14 protein-coding genes are annotated in these 18200 nt (G+C 52.7%); 9 read left to right on the top strand and 5 right to left on the bottom strand.

Translation table 11 applies throughout. The features are described 5' to 3' along the window. Positions 1-41: 41 nt before the first annotated feature. Positions 42-1010, bottom strand: a complete 969-nt coding sequence (gene trxB, locus O6D90_RS15130) for a thioredoxin-disulfide reductase (protein ID WP_016152427.1) — start codon at positions 1008-1010, stop codon at positions 42-44. A gap of 547 nt (positions 1011-1557) precedes the next feature. Here trxB and lrp point away from each other — a divergent pair. The 8 genes from lrp to O6D90_RS15090 all read left to right on the top strand — a co-directional run bounded on the left by lrp (position 1558) and on the right by O6D90_RS15090 (position 13718). Further along, positions 1558-2052, top strand: a complete 495-nt coding sequence (gene lrp / locus O6D90_RS15125) for a leucine-responsive transcriptional regulator Lrp (RefSeq protein ID WP_002439523.1) — start codon at positions 1558-1560, stop codon at positions 2050-2052. Between the two features lie 134 nt (positions 2053-2186). Next, positions 2187-6089 (top strand): DNA translocase FtsK, encoded by a 3903-nt coding sequence (ftsK, locus tag O6D90_RS15120; protein ID WP_016156106.1) that lies wholly within the window; start codon positions 2187-2189, stop codon positions 6087-6089. A 111-nt stretch (positions 6090-6200) separates the two neighbouring features. Beyond that, positions 6201-6812: an outer membrane lipoprotein chaperone LolA gene (gene lolA, locus O6D90_RS15115; RefSeq protein WP_003831898.1), complete on the top strand. Its 612-nt coding sequence runs from the start codon at positions 6201-6203 to the stop codon at positions 6810-6812. Positions 6813-6822: 10 nt separating this feature from the next. Continuing rightward, positions 6823-8166 carry a replication-associated recombination protein RarA gene (gene rarA, locus O6D90_RS15110; RefSeq protein ID WP_016152429.1) on the top strand — a complete coding sequence of 448 codons (1344 nt, stop codon included), beginning with the start codon at positions 6823-6825 and terminating at the stop codon, positions 8164-8166. A gap of 92 nt (positions 8167-8258) precedes the next feature. Then, on the top strand, positions 8259-9551 hold the full coding sequence (gene serS / locus O6D90_RS15105; RefSeq protein ID WP_003831902.1) for a serine--tRNA ligase: 1293 nt from the start codon (positions 8259-8261) through the stop codon (positions 9549-9551). Between the two features lie 229 nt (positions 9552-9780). Further along, the gene (gene dmsA, locus O6D90_RS15100) at positions 9781-12225 is read left to right on the top strand and encodes a dimethylsulfoxide reductase subunit A (RefSeq protein ID WP_016156107.1); all 2445 of its coding nucleotides are present in this window, start codon (positions 9781-9783) and stop codon (positions 12223-12225) included. Positions 12226-12235: 10 nt separating this feature from the next. Continuing rightward, a complete protein-coding gene (locus O6D90_RS15095) occupies positions 12236-12853 on the top strand; it encodes a DMSO/selenate family reductase complex B subunit (RefSeq protein WP_003035741.1) in 618 nt (205 codons plus the stop codon). Between the two features lies 1 nt (position 12854). Then, complete coding sequence (locus O6D90_RS15090; RefSeq protein WP_016156108.1) at positions 12855-13718, top strand: dimethyl sulfoxide reductase anchor subunit family protein; 864 nt, start codon at positions 12855-12857, stop codon at positions 13716-13718. A gap of 29 nt (positions 13719-13747) precedes the next feature. On the opposite strand, the gene ycaC is transcribed toward O6D90_RS15090, so the two are convergent. Then, a complete protein-coding gene (ycaC, locus tag O6D90_RS15085) occupies positions 13748-14374 on the bottom strand; it encodes an isochorismate family cysteine hydrolase YcaC (RefSeq protein ID WP_016152433.1) in 627 nt (208 codons plus the stop codon). Positions 14375-14759: 385 nt separating this feature from the next. Between ycaC and O6D90_RS15080 the strand changes: the two genes are divergently transcribed. Further along, positions 14760-15908: an MFS transporter gene (locus O6D90_RS15080; RefSeq protein WP_016156109.1), complete on the top strand. Its 1149-nt coding sequence runs from the start codon at positions 14760-14762 to the stop codon at positions 15906-15908. 45 nt (positions 15909-15953) lie between these two features. On the opposite strand, the gene O6D90_RS15075 is transcribed toward O6D90_RS15080, so the two are convergent. The 3 genes from O6D90_RS15075 to O6D90_RS15065 are packed head-to-tail and all read right to left on the bottom strand — an operon-like array spanning position 15954 to position 18192. Continuing rightward, positions 15954-16430 carry a PTS sugar transporter subunit IIA gene (locus tag O6D90_RS15075; RefSeq protein ID WP_016152435.1) on the bottom strand — a complete coding sequence of 159 codons (477 nt, stop codon included), beginning with the start codon at positions 16428-16430 and terminating at the stop codon, positions 15954-15956. Between the two features lie 53 nt (positions 16431-16483). After that, entirely contained in the window at positions 16484-17395 is a 912-nt protein-coding gene (locus O6D90_RS15070) for a transketolase family protein (RefSeq protein WP_016156110.1), read from the bottom strand. Continuing rightward, positions 17395-18192 (bottom strand): transketolase, encoded by a 798-nt coding sequence (locus O6D90_RS15065; protein ID WP_016156111.1) that lies wholly within the window; start codon positions 18190-18192, stop codon positions 17395-17397. The genes O6D90_RS15070 and O6D90_RS15065 overlap by 1 nt, the downstream gene beginning before the upstream one ends. Positions 18193-18200: the final 8 nt, after the last annotated feature.

Below are 18200 nucleotides of genomic sequence, written 5' to 3'. Positions count from 1 at the left end.
TTATAGTCGCCTTTTTTACTTTTGTTACTGATTTGTAAAACTTATTTGCAAGCGTCCGCCAGACCGTCGAGATAACGTTCTGCATCAAGCGCGGCCATACAGCCTGTGCCCGCAGAGGTGATCGCCTGGCGATAAATATGATCCATCACGTCACCGGCTGCGAAGACCCCCGGAATGCTGGTTTGTGTGGCATTACCGTGAATACCGGACTGAACTTTGATGTAGCCGTTTTCCAGTTCAAGCTGACCGTCGAAAATGGCAGTATTCGGGCTGTGACCGATAGCGACAAACAATCCGGCAACGTCAAGTGACTCCACATTGTCAGTGTTTTGCGTATCGCGCAGGCGCAGCCCGGTTACGCCCATTTGATCACCGGTTACTTCTTCCAGCGTGCGGTGGGTGTGCAGCACGATGTTGCCGTTTTCAACTTTATCCATCAAACGCTTGATGAGAATTTTCTCAGCGCGGAAACTGTCGCGACGGTGAATCAAATGCACTTCAGATGCGATATTCGCCAGATACAGCGCTTCTTCAACCGCAGTGTTGCCACCGCCAATCACCGCAACTTTTTGGTTACGGTAGAAGAAACCGTCGCAGGTTGCGCAGGCGGAAACGCCGCGGCCTTTGAATGCTTCTTCTGAAGGCAGGCCCAGGTAACGTGCTGATGCGCCGGTAGCGATGATCAGTGCGTCACAGGTGTACTCTCCGCTATCGCCGGTCAGACGGAAAGGGCGGTTTTGCAGATCAACTTTGCTGATGTGATCAAAAATGATTTCTGTATCAAATTTGGTCGCATGTTCGTGCATACGCTCCATCAGCAGCGGGCCAGTGAGATCGTGCGGATCGCCAGGCCAGTTTTCCACTTCTGTTGTTGTGGTCAGTTGACCACCTTTTTCCATACCGGTAATCAGTACCGGTTGCAGGTTAGCGCGTGCAGCGTAGACCGCAGCGGTATATCCCGCAGGGCCTGAGCCCAGAATAAGAAGTTTACTGTGTTTGGTTGCGCCCATGAGATCCCCATAGTTGTTGGCAGGCAATGAGCAGGATTGTAGGGAATTTACAGGCGTAAAAAAAGAGTATGGCGATTTTGTTAACAATATGTGTAATAGCAGAAACCGATGAGCGGGGGAATAAGTCGTAATACTATAACGATTTCTACTAAAAATCGGTCAGTTATAAGGTGATAAAATGACGATTTTCCATCACTGCGAATGAATAACTGGCATGTTGTACTAAAAATCGATGTTTTGCTTTGACAATCACCTGCTGTTTTGCGAAAACAGTCAAGGAAGAAAAAAAATGTGTCATGTATGTGCTGCATAATCATGCATGTAGATACCATGTTTACCGTGTTAGCGAAATCTACGCATGGTGTGGACAGATGCCATTCGTGATGTCGATAGCCGCCGACAGGCAACGGTCTTCTCACCATAAGCCCAGGCATTACAAACCGAAAATCCCTCTGGGTTGCGGTTTATTTTGATGGGTAGCGACTCTGAACAGTGATGTTGGTAGAGTCAGGCAGGAGTAGGGAAGGAATACAGAGAGACAATAATAATGGTAGATAGTAAGAAGCGCCCTGGCAAAGATCTCGACCGTATCGATCGTAACATTCTTAATGAGCTGCAAAAGGATGGGCGTATTTCTAACGTCGAGCTTTCTAAACGTGTGGGACTTTCACCAACGCCCTGCCTTGAGCGTGTGCGTCGGTTGGAAAGACAGGGTTTTATTCAGGGCTATACAGCGCTGTTAAACCCGCATTATCTGGATGCATCACTTCTGGTTTTTGTTGAGATTACTCTGAATCGTGGCGCCCCGGATGTGTTTGAGCAATTTAACTCTGCAGTACAAAAACTTGAAGAAATTCAAGAGTGTCATTTGGTTTCCGGTGATTTCGACTATTTGTTGAAAACACGCGTACCGGATATGTCGGCGTACCGTAAGCTGTTGGGGGAAACCCTGCTGCGTCTGCCGGGCGTGAATGACACACGTACTTATGTCGTAATGGAAGAAGTCAAACAGAGCAATCGTCTGGTAATTAAGACGCGCTAACACGGAACAGGTGCAAAATCGACGCAGTTTGATTACACTCCTGTTAATCCATACAGCAACAGTGCCGGGGCAACCCGGTGCTGTTGTCCGTTTTAGCATCGGGCAGGAAAAGCCTGAAACCTGGAGAGCCGTTTTTGAGCCAGGAATACACTGAAGACAAAGACGTCACATTGACGAAGTTAAGCAGCGGGCGCCGACTCCTGGAAGCGCTACTGATCCTTATTGCCCTTTTTGCCGTCTGGTTGATGGCTGCCTTACTCAGCTTTAACCCTTCGGATCCCAGTTGGTCGCAAACCGCGTGGCACGAACCTATCCATAATCTGGGGGGAATACCCGGAGCATGGCTGGCAGACACACTGTTCTTTATTTTTGGCGTCATGGCCTACACCATTCCCGTCATCATTGTCGGCGGCTGCTGGTTTGCATGGCGACACCAGGCCAGCGACGAATACGTCGATTATTTTGCCGTTTCGCTGCGTATTATTGGCGTTCTGGCGCTGATCCTTACCTCTTGCGGGCTTGCCGCAATCAATGCCGATGACATCTGGTATTTCGCCTCTGGCGGCGTGATCGGCAGCCTGCTCAGCACCACGTTGCAACCATTACTGCACAGTAGCGGCGGTACGCTGACGCTATTGTGCATTTGGGCTGCGGGATTAACGCTGTTTACCGGCTGGTCATGGGTGAGCATTGCGGAAAAACTGGGCGGCTGGTTACTCAATATCCTGACGTTTGCCAGCAACCGTACCCGCCGCGACGATACCTGGGTCGATGACGAAGAATATGAAGATGAAGATGAGTCTTTCGACGCCGCTGATGGCAAACCTGATGAATCGCGTCGGGCGCGTATTCTGCGCGGTGCGTTAGCGCGCCGTAAGCGTCTGGCGGAGAAATTTACCAACCCGCTTGGCCGTCATACTGATGCTGCGCTGTTTTCCGGCAAACGCATGGATGATGAAGATGAAATTGAATACAGCGCTCGTGGCGTGGTTGCCGATCCTAACGATGTGCTGTTCTCCGGTAATCGTGCGACGCTGCCTGAATATGACGAACTTGACCCACTGCTGAATGGCCATTCGGTGACAGAGCCAGTTGCCGCCGCAGCGGCAGCGACAACGGCAGCTCAGGCCTGGAGCGCACCGGTTGATCCGCTGCTGCAAACATCGCCAGTGACCAATACTGTTATGGAACAACCGGCCCCAGCCGTAGCCTGGCAAGCCGTGCCTGGTCCGCAAACCGGTGATGCGATGATTGCGCCAGCACCTGAGGGGTATCCTCAGCCAGCCCACTACGCACAGCCACCGGTGCAGCAGTATGAACCATGGCAGCAGCCGGTTGTGGAGGAAAGTCCGCAGCCGCAGGAATTTACCGCGGAGCACAACTGGCAGCCGGAACCTGCTTATCAGCCGGAGCCCGTGCAGCAACCTGTTTATCAGCCGGAATCAACCTTTCAACAAAACGCCGCGTTCCAGCAGCCTGCGGTTGAACAACCGCCTGTAGTGGAACCTGAGCCGGTGGTTGAAGAGGCTAAACCGACTCGTCCGCCACTCTACTATTTTGAAGAAGTTGAAGAGAAACGTGCACGTGAGCGCGAGCAACTGGCTGCCTGGTATCAGCCGATTCCAGAGCCTGCTCAGGAGCCTGAACGTGTTAAGCCGTCTATGCCGACGGCAGCATCCATACCGCCCGTTGAGTCAGTAGCTGCCGTTGCGCCGCTGGCCGCCGGGGTGAAAAACGCCGCTTTAGGGGCGGGTGCGGCTGCCGCAGCACCTGTCTTTAGTCTTGCGGGTAGCGGTGCGCCGCGTCCACAGGTGAAAGAGGGGATTGGTCCGCAGTTACCGCGTCCGAATCGTGTGCGCGTGCCTACTCGTCGGGAGCTGGCGTCGTATGGCATAAAACTGCCGTCACAACGTATGGCTGAAGAGAAAGCGCGCGAAGAGCATCTTGATACAGATGCGTACAGTGACGAAGAAATTGACGCAATGCAGCAAGATGAGCTGGCGCGTCAGTTCGCCCAGTCGCAGCAGCACCGCTATGGCGACGAGTATCAGGATGATGCCAGTCAGACTGATGATGATTCAGCCGCAGAAGCGGAACTGGCTCGCCAGTTTGCCTCTTCCCAGCAGCAGCGCTATTCCGGTGAACAGCCTGCCGGGGCGAATCCGTTCTCGCTTGATGACTTTGAATTTTCGCCAATGAAAACGCTGGTGGATGATGGTCCGCATGAGCCGCTATTTACTCCAGGCGTAATGCCGGAGTCTGCACCGCAGTACCAGCAGCCTGTCGCACCGCAGCAGCATTACCAGCAGCCAGCGCAGCCAGTCGCACCGCAGCAGCATTACCAGCAGCCAGCGCAGCCTGTCGCACCACAACAGCATTACCAGCAACCGGCGCAGCCTGTCGCACCACAGCAGCATTATCAGCAGCCAGCGCAGCCAGTCGCACCGCAGCAGCATTATCAGCAGCCGGCGCAGCCTGTTACAGCGCCGCCGCAGGATAGCCTGATCCATCCGCTCCTGATGCGTAATGGCGACAGTCGTCCGGCGCACCGTCCAAGTACGCCGCTGCCATCGTTGGATCTGCTCACGCCGCCGCCGAGTGAGGTTGAGCCGATAGATACTTTCGCTCTGGAGCAAATGGCTCGTCTGGTGGAGGCTCGTCTGGCGGACTTCCGCATTAAAGCCGATGTGGTGAACTACTCACCTGGTCCGGTTATTACCCGCTTTGAGCTTAATCTTGCTCCTGGAGTTAAAGCGGCGCGTATTTCCAACCTGTCGCGAGATCTGGCGCGTTCATTGTCGACCGCAGCGGTACGCGTGGTCGAGGTAATTCCGGGCAAACCGTATGTCGGGCTGGAGTTACCCAACAAAAAACGTCAAACCGTTTATCTGCGCGAAGTGTTGGATAACGCCAAATTCCGTGATAACTCATCTCCGCTGACCGTGGTACTGGGTAAAGATATTGCGGGCGAACCGGTGGTTGCCGATCTGGCGAAAATGCCGCACCTGCTGGTGGCAGGGACAACCGGTTCCGGTAAGTCGGTTGGGGTGAACGCCATGATCCTCAGCATGTTATACAAGGCGCAGCCGGAAGACGTTCGCTTTATCATGATTGACCCGAAAATGCTGGAACTGTCGGTTTATGAAGGCATTCCGCATTTGCTGACTGAAGTTGTGACCGACATGAAAGATGCTGCCAACGCCCTGCGCTGGAGCGTCAATGAAATGGAACGTCGCTACAAGCTGATGTCGGCGCTTGGCGTGCGTAACCTTGCCGGTTATAACGAAAAAATTGCTGAAGCCGCCCGTATGGGACGTCCGATTCCGGACCCGTACTGGAAGCCGGGCGACAGTATGGATGTTCAGCATCCGGTGCTGGAAAAACTGCCGTATATTGTTGTGCTGGTGGATGAATTCGCCGACCTGATGATGACCGTGGGTAAAAAGGTGGAAGAACTGATTGCTCGTCTGGCGCAAAAAGCGCGTGCGGCGGGGATCCACCTGGTGCTGGCGACCCAGCGACCGTCGGTTGACGTTATCACTGGTCTGATTAAAGCGAACATCCCAACGCGTATCGCCTTTACCGTGTCCAGTAAAATTGACTCGCGTACCATCCTTGACCAGGGCGGAGCGGAATCGCTGTTGGGTATGGGTGACATGCTTTATTCCGCACCAAACTCAACGATCCCTGTGCGTGTACACGGCGCCTTTGTACGTGATGAAGAAGTTCACGCTGTGGTTCAGGACTGGAAAGCGCGCGGTCGTCCACAATACGTTGACGGCATAACGTCTGACAGCGAAAGCGAAGGCGGCGGTGGCGGCTTTGATGGTGGCGAAGAGTTGGATCCGCTGTTCGATCAGGCGGTAAACTTTGTCACCCAGAAACGCAAAGCCTCAATCTCCGGCGTCCAGCGTCAGTTCCGTATCGGTTACAACCGAGCGGCGCGTATCATCGAACAGATGGAAGCGCAGGGAATTGTCAGCGAGCAAGGGCATAATGGTAATCGTGAAGTGCTGGCTCCACCGCCCTTCGAATGATTGCAAAGTTAAGTAATTCAGTATTTTCTACTTTCCTCATGCTGATTTTTGGCCTGAAATGGATAGCAGAGGGATCTCCCCGTTGGGAGTGACGTATTTTGAGGAATAACAATGAAAAGAATCGCAATCACCTGTGCATTATTGTCGAGCTTTGTGGTGAGCAGCGTCTGGGCAGATGCTGCCAGCGACCTGAAAAGCCGCCTGGATAAAGTCAGTAGCTTCCATGCCAGTTTTACTCAGAAGGTCACGGACGGTAGCGGTGCGGCGGTGCAGGAAGGTCAGGGTGACTTATGGGTTAAACGTCCTAATCTGTTTAACTGGCATATGACGCAGCCTGACGAGAGCATCCTGGTTTCCGATGGTAAAACGCTGTGGTTCTTTAACCCGTTTGTTGAGCAGGCGACTGCGACATGGCTGAAAGACGCCACGGGCAACACGCCGTTTATGCTGATTGCACGTAACCAGGCCAGCGACTGGCAGCAGTACAATATTAAGCAAAATGGCGATGATTTCGTGCTGACGCCAAAAACCAGCAGCGGTAACCTTAAGCAGTTTACTATCAATGTTGGGCGTGACGGGACGATCCACCAGTTCAGCGCCGTTGAACAAGACGATCAGCGCAGCAGCTATCAGCTGAAATCTCAGCAGAATGGTGCGATTGAACCCTCTAAATTCACCTTTACCCCGCCGCAAGGTGTAACGGTTGACGATCAACGTAAGTAGAGGCGTGTGAGTGAGCAATCTGTCGCTCGACTTTTCTGATAATACTTTTCAGCCGCTGGCCGCGCGTATGCGGCCAGAAAATTTAGCGCAGTATATCGGCCAGCAGCATCTGCTGGCTGCGGGCAAACCCTTGCCGCGCGCCATTGAGGCCGGGCATCTGCACTCCATGATTTTATGGGGACCGCCGGGGACCGGGAAAACGACGCTTGCCGAAGTTATTGCCCGTTACGCCAACGCCGATGTCGAACGAATTTCGGCAGTTACGTCTGGCGTTAAAGAAATTCGTGAAGCGATTGAGCGTGCGCGTCAGAACCGTAACGCGGGTCGACGCACGATCCTGTTCGTGGACGAAGTTCACCGTTTTAATAAAAGCCAACAGGATGCGTTTTTACCGCATATCGAAGACGGTACCATTACGTTTATTGGCGCCACCACTGAAAACCCCTCGTTTGAGCTCAACTCGGCGCTGTTGTCGCGTGCACGCGTTTATCTACTGAAATCGTTAACTTCCGACGACATTGAACAGGTGCTGGACCAGGCGATGTCAGACAAAGCGCGTGGTTATGGCGGCCAGGATATTGTTCTGCCGCCAGAAACGCGTCGGGCTATTGCCGAACTGGTTAATGGTGACGCGCGGCGGGCGCTGAATACGCTGGAAATGATGGCCGATATGGCCGAAGTTGATGATTCCGGCAAGCGCGTATTGAAACCAGAATTGCTCACCGAAATTGCCGGTGAACGTAGTGCGCGTTTCGATAATAAAGGCGATCGTTTTTACGATCTCATCTCCGCATTACACAAGTCGGTACGTGGAAGCGCCCCAGATGCGGCGCTTTATTGGTATGCGCGAATTATTACCGCTGGTGGCGATCCGCTGTACGTTGCCCGTCGCTGTCTGGCGATTGCCTCAGAAGATGTCGGCAATGCCGATCCCCGCGCCATGCAGGTGGCGATTTCCGCATGGGACTGTTTTACCCGCGTGGGACCCGCGGAAGGCGAACGCGCGATTGCTCAGGCGATTGTTTATCTGGCCTGTGCGCCAAAGAGTAATGCGGTTTACACCGCCTTCAAAGCCGCGTTGTCTGATGCCCGCGAACGTCCGGATTACGACGTGCCGGTTCACCTGCGCAATGCGCCGACTAAGCTGATGAAAGAGATGGGCTACGGTCAGGAGTATCGTTATGCCCATGATGAGCCTAATGCCTATGCCGCCGGAGAAGAGTACTTCCCGCAGGAAATGGCACAAACGCGCTATTATCGCCCCACAAACAGAGGTCTTGAAGGCAAGATTGGCGAAAAGCTCGCCTGGCTCGCCGGACAGGATCAAAATAGCCCTATAAAACGCTACCGTTAGTGTTATCGTTGCGGTAATGTTGTCTCTGTATCCCTGTGACCGCAGGCTGTGGTCACTTTCTCCTATTTTAATTCGATAAGCACAGGATAAGCATGCTCGATCCCAATCTGCTGCGTAATGAGCCAGACGCAGTCGCAGAAAAACTGGCAAGCCGGGGCTTTAAGCTGGATGTAGATAAGCTGCGCGCTCTTGAAGAGCGTCGTAAAGTTCTGCAGGTACAAACTGAAAACCTGCAGGCAGAGCGTAACTCGCGATCGAAATCCATCGGCCAGGCAAAAGCGCGCGGGGAAGATATCGAGTCTTTACGTCTGGAAGTGAACAAACTGGGCGAAGAGCTGGATGCCGCGAAAGCTGAACTTGATACCTTACAGGCCGAGATCCGCGACATTGCGCTGACTATTCCTAACCTGCCAGCGGACGACGTTCCGGTGGGTAAAGATGAAAATGACAACGTCGAAGTCAGCCGCTGGGGTACTCCGCGTGAGTTTGATTTCGAAGTGCGCGATCACGTTACCCTGGGTGAAATGCACACGGGTCTTGATTTCGCCGCTGCGGTTAAGCTGACCGGCTCTCGTTTCGTGGTCATGAAAGGGCAGATTGCGCGTATGCACCGTGCGCTGTCTCAGTTCATGCTGGATCTGCATACTGAACAGCATGGCTATAGCGAAAACTACGTCCCGTATCTGGTTAACCATGACACGCTGTACGGTACAGGCCAACTGCCGAAATTCGCTGGCGATCTGTTCCATACCCGTCCGCTGGATGAAGAAGCTGACAGCAGCAACTATGCGCTGATCCCAACAGCAGAAGTTCCGCTGACCAACCTGGTGCGCGACGAAATCATCGATGAAGATGCGCTGCCGATCAAAATGACTGCGCATACGCCGTGCTTCCGTTCTGAAGCAGGTTCTTACGGTCGTGACACGCGTGGTCTGATCCGTATGCACCAGTTCGATAAAGTTGAGATGGTGCAGATTGTTCGCCCGGAAGATTCGATGGACGCGCTGGAAGAGATGACCGGCCATGCCGAGAAGGTCCTGCAACTGCTGGGTCTGCCGTATCGCAAAATCATCCTGTGCACTGGTGACATGGGCTTCGGCGCATGCAAAACTTACGATCTGGAAGTGTGGATCCCGGCGCAGAACACCTATCGCGAAATCTCCTCTTGCTCCAACGTGTGGGATTTCCAGGCTCGTCGTATGCAGGCGCGTTGCCGCAGCAAATCCGACAAAAAGACCCGTTTAGTGCATACTCTGAACGGTTCCGGTCTGGCGGTTGGGCGTACGCTGGTTGCGGTAATGGAAAACTATCAGCAGGCTGATGGCCGCATTCAGGTTCCGGAAGTATTACGTCCGTACATGAATGGCCTGGAATTCATCGGTTAAGTTACCTTTCTCTGCTAAAAAAGCGCCTCAGGGCGCTTTTTTTATGCCCGTTTGACGTCGGACAATAACGACTACTCCCATAGGGGTAATACTGACTTCGAATGAAAGTCAGTATTTTTCTCTGTCTTTTAGCAAATTCAGTTTCTACCAGCCCGTATATCGATATTAACGTTATATAAAAAACTATACATCGAATATTTGTTTATTGTGAGCAGCAGAGTGAGCCACTATGAAAACTAAGATCCCCGATGCCGTGCTGGCAGCTGAGGTTACTCGCCGCGGTTTGGTGAAAACGACTGCGATAGGCGGACTGGCGGTGGCCAGTAGCGCGTTTACCCTGCCATTTACCCGTATTGCAAATGCTGCAGAAGCCCTTAATCCGACACCGATTAATGAGAAAGTGATCTGGAGCGCGTGTACGGTGAACTGCGGCAGCCGCTGCCCGCTGCGTATGCATGTGGTCGACGGTGAAATAAAGTATGTCGAAACCGACAACACCGGCGATGACAACTATGACGGTCTGCACCAGGTACGCGCCTGTCTGCGTGGTCGATCCATGCGTCGCCGAGTCTATAATCCCGATCGTCTGAAATACCCGATGAAACGCGTTGGTAAGCGTGGCGAAGGAAAATTTGAGCGCATCAGTTGGGATGAAGCCTACGACATCATTGCAAGCAATATGCAGCGTCTTATCAAAGACTACGGCAATGAGTCTATCTACCTGAACTACGGTACCGGTACGCTGGGTGGCACTATGACGCGCTCGTGGCCGCCGGGTAAAACGCTGGTAGCACGGTTGATGAACTGCTGCGGCGGCTATCTTAATCACTACGGTGACTACTCTTCAGCGCAAATCGCTGCCGGGTTGAACTATACCTACGGCGGCTGGGCTGACGGTAACAGCCCGTCCGACATTGAAAACAGCAAGCTGGTGGTTATGTTCGGTAATAACCCTGGTGAAACCCGTATGAGCGGGGGTGGGGTAACCTATTACCTTGAACAGGCGCGACAGAAATCCAATGCCCGCATGATCATTATCGATCCCCGTTATACGGATACCGGTGCGGGGCGTGAAGATGAATGGATCCCGATCCGTCCTGGTACTGATGCGGCGCTGGTCAATGGTCTGGCGTATGTCCTGATCACCGAAAACATGGTTGACCAACCGTTCCTCGACAAATACTGCGTGGGTTACGACGAGAAAACCTTACCGGCCGACGCGCCGAAGAACGGTCACTATAAGGCGTATATTCTTGGGCAGGGTAAGGATGGCATTGCCAAGACCCCGGAGTGGGCGGCGCAGATTACCGGTATTCCCGCTGAACGTATCGTCAAACTGGCGCGCGAAATAGGTAGCGCTAAACCGGCATACATCAGCCAGGGGTGGGGACCGCAGCGTCATGCTAACGGTGAAATAGCGACCCGCGCCATTTCTATGCTCGCTATCCTGACCGGTAACGTTGGGATCAACGGCGGCAACAGCGGGGCGCGTGAGGGCTCATACAGTTTGCCGTTTGAGCGTATGCCAACGCTGGAAAACCCTGTTGAAACCAGCATCTCGATGTTCATGTGGACGGACGCGATTGAGCGAGGCCCGGAGATGACGGCCCTGCGTGACGGCGTACGCGGCAAAGACAAGCTCGATGTTCCTATTAAGATGATCTGGAACTATGCCGGTAACTGTCTGATTAACCAACACTCTGATATTAACCGCACGCATGAAATCCTCCAGGACGAGAAGAAGTGCGAGATGATTGTCGTCATCGACTGTCATATGACTTCCTCGGCGAAATACGCGGACATTTTGCTGCCGGACTGCACCGCCTCTGAGCAGATGGATTTCGCGTTGGATGCCTCATGCGGGAACATGTCCTATGTGATTTTCACCGATCAGGCGATCAAACCACGCTTCGAATGCAAGACTATCTACCAGATGACCAGCGAGCTGGCGAAGCGCCTTGGCGTTGAGCAGCAGTTTACAGAAGGTCGTACTCAGGAAGAGTGGATGCGCCATCTGTATGAGCAGTCGCGCAAAGCGATTCCTGAACTGCCTACGTTTGAAGAATTCCGTCAGCAAGGGATCTTTAAACAGCGCGATCCGCAAGGACATCATGTGGCGTATAAGGCGTTCCGAGAAGATCCTAAAGCCAATCCGCTGACCACTCCGTCAGGTAAGATCGAAATTTATTCGCAGCAGCTTGCCGAGATCGCGGCAACCTGGGAACTGCCGGAAGGTGATGTAATCGATCCGCTACCGATTTATACCCCAGGCTTTGAAAGCTTAAACGATCCGCTGGTGGAGAAATTCCCTTTGCAGCTGACCGGCTTCCACTATAAGTCTCGCGTTCACTCGACCTATGGCAACGTCGATGTCCTGAAAGCATCCTGCCGCCAGGAAATGTGGATCAACCCGATGGATGCGCAGCGACGCGGTATTAACAACGGCGACAAGGTACGTATCTTTAACGATCGTGGTGAAGTGCATATTGAGGCGAAAGTGACACCACGTATGATGCCCGGCGTGGTGGCATTGGGCGAAGGGGCCTGGTATGACCCGGATGCAAAACGCGTGGATCAGGGCGGTTGTATTAACGTCCTGACGACCCAGCGTCCGTCTCCTCTCGCAAAGGGGAATCCGTCACACACGAACCTTGTTCAGGTTGAAAAGGCGTAAGGAGTAACCGATGACAACCCAGTATGGATTTTTTATTGATTCCAGCCGTTGCACCGGTTGCAAAACCTGCGAACTGGCCTGCAAAGATTTCAAAAATTTAACCCCGGAAGTCAGCTTCCGCCGCATTTATGAATACGCAGGCGGCGACTGGCAGGAGGACAACGGCGTCTGGCATCAGAACGTCTTTGCTTATTACCTCTCCATTGCGTGTAACCACTGTGAAGATCCGGCCTGTACCAAGGTTTGTCCGAGCGGCGCGATGCACAAACGTGAAGATGGTTTTGTCGTTGTCGACGAAGATGTTTGCATTGGCTGCCGGTATTGCCACATGGCCTGTCCTTACGGCGCGCCGCAGTACAATGCTGAAAAAGGGCATATGACTAAATGTGATGGCTGCCATGAGCGCGTCGCTGAAGGCAAGAAACCTATCTGCGTGGAGTCCTGCCCACTGCGTGCGCTGGATTTTGGTCCGATTGAAGAGCTGCGCAAAAAACACGGTACTTTGGCTGCGGTAGCGCCACTGCCGGGCGCGCACTTTACCAAACCAAGTATTGTCATCAAACCTAACGCCAATAGCCGCCCGACCGGGGATACTACAGGTTATCTGGCCAATCCGAAGGAGGTGTAAGATGGGAAGTGGATGGCATGAATGGCCGCTGATGATCTTCACTGTCTTCGGACAGTGTGTAGTTGGTGGCTTTATCGTTCTGGCGCTGGCGTTGATGAAAGGGGACTTACGCCCTGAATCGCAGCAGCGCGTGATTGCCTGCATGTTCGGGCTGTGGGTATTAATGGGCATTGGCTTTATTGCTTCCATGCTCCACCTGGGCTCACCGATGCGCGCCTTTAACTCACTCAATCGTATAGGATCTTCTGCGTTGAGTAATGAAATTGCCAGCGGCTCAATCTTCTTTGCCGTTGGCGGCATCGGCTGGCTGCTGGCAACGTTGAAAAAAATGTCGCCCGTATTACGCAATCTGTGGTTAGTTGTCACCATGGTACTGGGCGTGGTTTTTGTCTGGATGATGGTGCGCGTGTATAACACCATCGATACCGTACCGACCTGGTACAGCATCTGGACGCCGCTGGGCTTCTTCCTGACGATGTTTATGGGCGGTCCGCTGCTGGGATATCTGTTGCTGAGAATTGCTGGTGTGGACGGTTGGGCGATGCGCCTGTTGCCGGCTATTTCAGTGCTTGCTCTGGTCGTGAGCGCCATCATGTCTGTAATGCAGGGGGCTGAACTGGCGACGATCCACAGTTCCATTCAACAGGCGTCTGCGCTGGTTCCGGATTACGGCTCGCTGATGGCGTGGCGGATTGTCGCTCTGGCATTAGCGTTGTGCTGCTGGATTGTACCGCAAGTGAAAGGCTACCAGCCTGCAGTTCCGCTGCTTTCCGTCGCGTTTATTCTGCTGTTAGTCGGCGAGTTGATTGGTCGTGGCGTGTTCTACGGGCTGCATATGACCGTCGGTATGGCGGTTGCCAGCTAAATGACAAACCGGGGCATAGCCCCGGTTTTTTACTTCTGTTTAGTTAACGTGTCGTAGCTGGTCATCAGATTGCGATAATCAGGAATGTGATTAGAGAACAGCGTCGCCAGACCTTCGATATCGTTGCGCCAGTCGCGATGCAACTCACATGCGACACCAAACCACGTCATCAGTTGAGCACCGGCCTGGGACATCCGATCCCATGCTGAATGGCGAGTAATTTCATTAAATGTACCCGACGCATCGGTTACGACAAAGACATCAAAACCTTCTTCAATAGCCGAGAGCGCAGGGAAAGCAACGCAAACTTCCGTCACGACACCGGCAATAATCAGCTGTTTTTTACCGGTCGCTTTCACTGCTTTCACGAAATCTTCGTTATCCCACGCGTTAATGTTTCCGGGGCGAGCAATATAAGGCGCATCGGGAAATTGAGCTTTCAGTTCCGGTACCAGTGGCCCGTTTGGTCCTGTCTCAAAACTGGTTGTCAGAATGGTTGGGAGTTTGAAGTATTTTGCTAAGTCGCCGAGGGCAAGCACGTTGTTTTTAAATTTATCGGGATCGATATCCCGAACCAAAGAGAGCAGGCCAGCCTGATGGTCGACCAGCAGTACTGCCGCATTATCTTTATCAAGTCTTACGTAAGGTTTAGTCATGATATTTCTCCTGTTCAGCATCAGTGGGGGAAATTTGATGAGTTTAAGTCTACAGAAAGAACGATATATGGATTAGATACCTAAATAAGAACTCACTGTTCTATTTTGAAGACAATGCAGATCTGCATCCCGCATAGAGTTTAGTAAGAAATAAAAGTAAGGGGAGTCCATGAAATTTTTCGACTGAACGCAACGCGAGATTTTTGTTTTAGATCAATAAAAACAAGCAGATGTGTTTTTGTGTTTTTTATCTATTCACATTAAGAATCAGTAATGCAAATCGATCGTCCGGAAAGCGCCTCAGCCCTTTGATTGCGCCGATTGACAATGTTTTTGGCAGTGGCATGATGCGCATGAAATTTGAACTTCCTCACGGTTTTTATTCATGTCCATCTATACCCGTCCCGTCATGCTGTTGCTGTGCGGGCTGCTTCTGCTGACCCTGGCGATCGCCGTGTTAAACACGCTCGTCCCGCTTTGGCTCGCCCATGAAAATTTGCCCACCTGGCAGGTAGGTGTGGTGAGTTCTTCCTACTTTACCGGCAATCTGGTAGGGACGTTGCTGACCGGGTATTTAATAAAACACCTTGGTTTTAATCGCAGCTATTACATTGCCTCGCTTATTTTTGCCGCGGGCTGTATCGGCCTGGGGGTTATGGTGGGGTTCTGGAGCTGGATGACCTGGCGTTTTATCGCCGGTGTTGGCTGCGCCATGATTTGGGTGGTAGTGGAAAGTGCGCTGATGTGCAGCGGGAATTCGCGTAATCGCGGACGCTTGCTTGCCGCCTATATGATGATCTATTACGTGGGGACGTTTTTAGGCCAGCTACTGGTTAGTAAAGTATCAACAGAATTGATGAACGTCCTGCCGTGGGTGACGGGTACGATCCTGGCTGGTGTTTTGCCATTGCTCTTTACGCGCATTGCCAATCAGCAGGGTGATGAACAGCAGTCTACTCCTATTACCTCCATGCTGAGGCTGCGTCAGGCGCGTCTGGGCGTTAACGGCTGTATTATTTCCGGGATTGTGCTGGGGTCTTTGTATGGCCTGATGCCGCTGTATCTCAACCATCAAGGGGTGAGCAACGCCAGCATTGGTTTCTGGATGGCGGTTCTGGTTAGCGCCGGTATTCTGGGGCAATGGCCGATTGGCCGCCTGGCAGACAAGCTGGGGCGCCTGCTGGTTTTACGCGTCCAGGTCTTCGTGGTTATCGTCGGAAGTATCGCCATGCTGAATCAGGCGGCGATGGCGCCTGCGTTGTTTATGTTGGGTGTGGCAGGTTTTACCCTCTATCCGGTGGCGATGGCCTGGGCCTGTGAAAAGGTTGAACATCATCAGCTGGTCGCCATGAATCAGGCATTGTTATTAAGCTATACCGTTGGCAGCCTGCTTGGTCCTTCATTCACCGCCATGCTGATGCAGAATTATTCCGATAATCTGTTATTCATTATGATTGCCAGCGTATCGTTTATTTATCTGCTGATGTTGTTGCGTAGCGCCAGACATACACCGACTCCGGTGGCTCACGTATAAAGCGCGCCAGACGGTATGCAAGGCAAAATGTTTGCATACCGTGACTCATTTTCCCATTGCGGGTATGCCGGAAGTTGCGAGGTATTCGCATGCTTTCAGCGTGCAGTGAAGCTGCGCCTGACTGGTCATACTCGTCAGCTGTTGTAAATGCTCCCCTTCATCCAGCCAGCAAACCAGTTTTTGAATCATTTCAATATGTCGGGTGCTGCTGGCAGCCGCCAGGACAATAATTAACCGCACATCTGGATGCCCTGGAAAAGGCACCGCCTCTTTCAGACACAAGAGCGACAAATGTGTCTCACTGCTTATCACTCCTTCTTCCGGACGAGCGTGCGGCAGGGCAAACTCAGGGCTTAAGATGTACCACGGACCCAGTTGTTCTGTTTCACGGATGATTGCCTGAGCGTAGGCGGACGTAATCGCGCCCAGTTCTTCCAGAGGCTGGCAAGCCAGCGTCACGGCCTCCTGCCAGGAGTGGCATTGTTCACGAAACTGACAGGCAGAAAATAGCGCAGATGTCATTGTGTTCTCCTTATTTCAGAGCAGCAGACCGCATTGCGGTCTGCCAACCCGAACTATCTGAGGGCTTCAAAGAGTGCGGTCGCCGAAATACCGTATTTCTCTTTCAACTGGCGGCTATTGCCTGATTCCGTAAACGTATCTTGTGCCCCCAGTCGGATTAATCTCGTGGTTAATCCTTCCTCCGCCAATACTTCAGCAACCTGTCCGCCAAGCCCACCGGTGATCGTGTGATTTTCAATTGTTGCGATCTGCGGGCAGTTGGCAATCAGTTGCAGAAAGCGCTGGCGGTTAAACGGTTTTAGCATAGCGACGTGAATCAGCTTGCCACGTTTTCCCTGGGCGCACAGCTGCACATAACCTGCGCTTGCCTGCTCCAGAACGGTCCCTTCATAGAGAATGGCGAAGTCATTGCCTGAGTCCTCCACGGCGGCGATATCGGTCACTCGCGGAACGGCAGATTTATCGCGCACGGGCATCGGTTCTCGGGCTACGCGAATATAGACCGGACCGGGAATGTTTACTGCCTGTTCAAATGCGGACTCAACTTCTTCAGCGTCGGCAGGCGTTAGAATTGTGAGCCCCGGCAGTACGCGCGTCAGGGCCAGATCTTCCAGCGCATGATGCGATGCGCCGTCAGGTCCATCATCCATTCCTGGGTGGCTACCAACTAATTTAATGTTAGCTTTGGCGTAGCACGCCTGGCGCAGTTGAGTCCAGGCGGTGCCTGTCACAAACATCGCAAAGTTAACGTAGAACGGAATATTTCCTTCCAACGCCTGGCCAGTGGCAAAGCTCATTGCCGATCCTTCCGCAATACCCATTTCAAAGAAAGCGTCTGGATAGACGGCCTGGAACTGGTCAGTGCGGGTGGAGCTGGCTAAATCACTATCAATGGCGACAATGGGATAGCCCTTTTTTTTCAGGGCAATGAGTGCGTTACCAATTTCATCACGTGGGGCTTTCATCACTGCAACTCCTCCATAGCCTGCTGATATTGTTCGGTGGTTGGGGTTTTTGAATGCCAGTCACCGTTATTTTCCATATAGCTAACGCCACTGCCTTTGGTGGTATGCGCAATAATGGCGACAGGTTTTCCTTTCAGATGGCGTGAAAGCATCAGCGTGTCGGCAACCTGATGCATATCGTTACCGTTATGGAGTTCGAGTACGTGCCAGCCGAAAAGACGCACTTTGTCGGCCAGAGGTTCCAGATTCACCACCTGATTAACGGGGTCGTGGGAGGAAAAACCGTTGTAGTCGATAATCGCCACCAGGTTATCCATCTTCATATGGCCTGCCTGTTGTAGCGTCTCCCAGATTTGCCCTTCGTGCATTTCGCCATCGCCAATGATGGCGAAAACGCGCTGTGATTCCCCCCGCTGTTTTTTGGCCGCCGCCATACCAAAGGCAATGGATAATCCCTGGCCCAGCAGGCCGGTTGTTGCATCGACTTCGGGAAGAGATTTGATGCTAGGGTGCCCCTGTAAACGTGAGTTAATTTGTCGAAAAGTATTAAATTCGCTGCGCTCAATTTTGCCTTTTTGATGCAGCATGGCGTACTGAGCAGCAACCGCATGACCTTTGCTCATGACCACGCGAGCGCGAGGGGCGCAGGAGAAGTCCACCTCTTGATCGTAAATCCAGGTCAGAATGTCGATGATGGACAATGCACCGCCAGGATGGCCAATGCCTGATTCATAAATCATGGTGACAATATCCCGGCGAGCAGCCAGCGCATGGGATTTTAATTCGTCAATATTCATGTTCATTC

The organism is Citrobacter sp. 21OH12SH02A-Citro, assembly GCF_027919895.1.
Taxonomy (GTDB): Bacteria; Pseudomonadota; Gammaproteobacteria; order Enterobacterales; family Enterobacteriaceae; genus Citrobacter; species Citrobacter braakii.
This window is presented reverse-complemented; position numbering and strand designations above follow the sequence as displayed.

Coding starts and splice junctions, on each gene's coding strand:
- trxB (WP_016152427.1), bottom strand. CDS start 1,010: ATGGGCGCAACCAAACACAGTAAACTTCTTATTCTGGGCTCAGGCCCT.
- lrp (WP_002439523.1), top strand. CDS start 1,558: ATGGTAGATAGTAAGAAGCGCCCTGGCAAAGATCTCGACCGTATCGAT.
- lolA (WP_003831898.1), top strand. CDS start 6,201: ATGAAAAGAATCGCAATCACCTGTGCATTATTGTCGAGCTTTGTGGTG.
- serS (WP_003831902.1), top strand. CDS start 8,259: ATGCTCGATCCCAATCTGCTGCGTAATGAGCCAGACGCAGTCGCAGAA.
- dmsA (WP_016156107.1), top strand. CDS start 9,781: ATGAAAACTAAGATCCCCGATGCCGTGCTGGCAGCTGAGGTTACTCGC.
- O6D90_RS15095 (WP_003035741.1), top strand. CDS start 12,236: ATGACAACCCAGTATGGATTTTTTATTGATTCCAGCCGTTGCACCGGT.
- O6D90_RS15090 (WP_016156108.1), top strand. CDS start 12,855: ATGGGAAGTGGATGGCATGAATGGCCGCTGATGATCTTCACTGTCTTC.
- ycaC (WP_016152433.1), bottom strand. CDS start 14,374: ATGACTAAACCTTACGTAAGACTTGATAAAGATAATGCGGCAGTACTG.
- O6D90_RS15080 (WP_016156109.1), top strand. CDS start 14,760: ATGTCCATCTATACCCGTCCCGTCATGCTGTTGCTGTGCGGGCTGCTT.
- O6D90_RS15075 (WP_016152435.1), bottom strand. CDS start 16,430: ATGACATCTGCGCTATTTTCTGCCTGTCAGTTTCGTGAACAATGCCAC.
- O6D90_RS15070 (WP_016156110.1), bottom strand. CDS start 17,395: ATGAAAGCCCCACGTGATGAAATTGGTAACGCACTCATTGCCCTGAAA.
- O6D90_RS15065 (WP_016156111.1), bottom strand. CDS start 18,192: ATGAATATTGACGAATTAAAATCCCATGCGCTGGCTGCTCGCCGGGAT.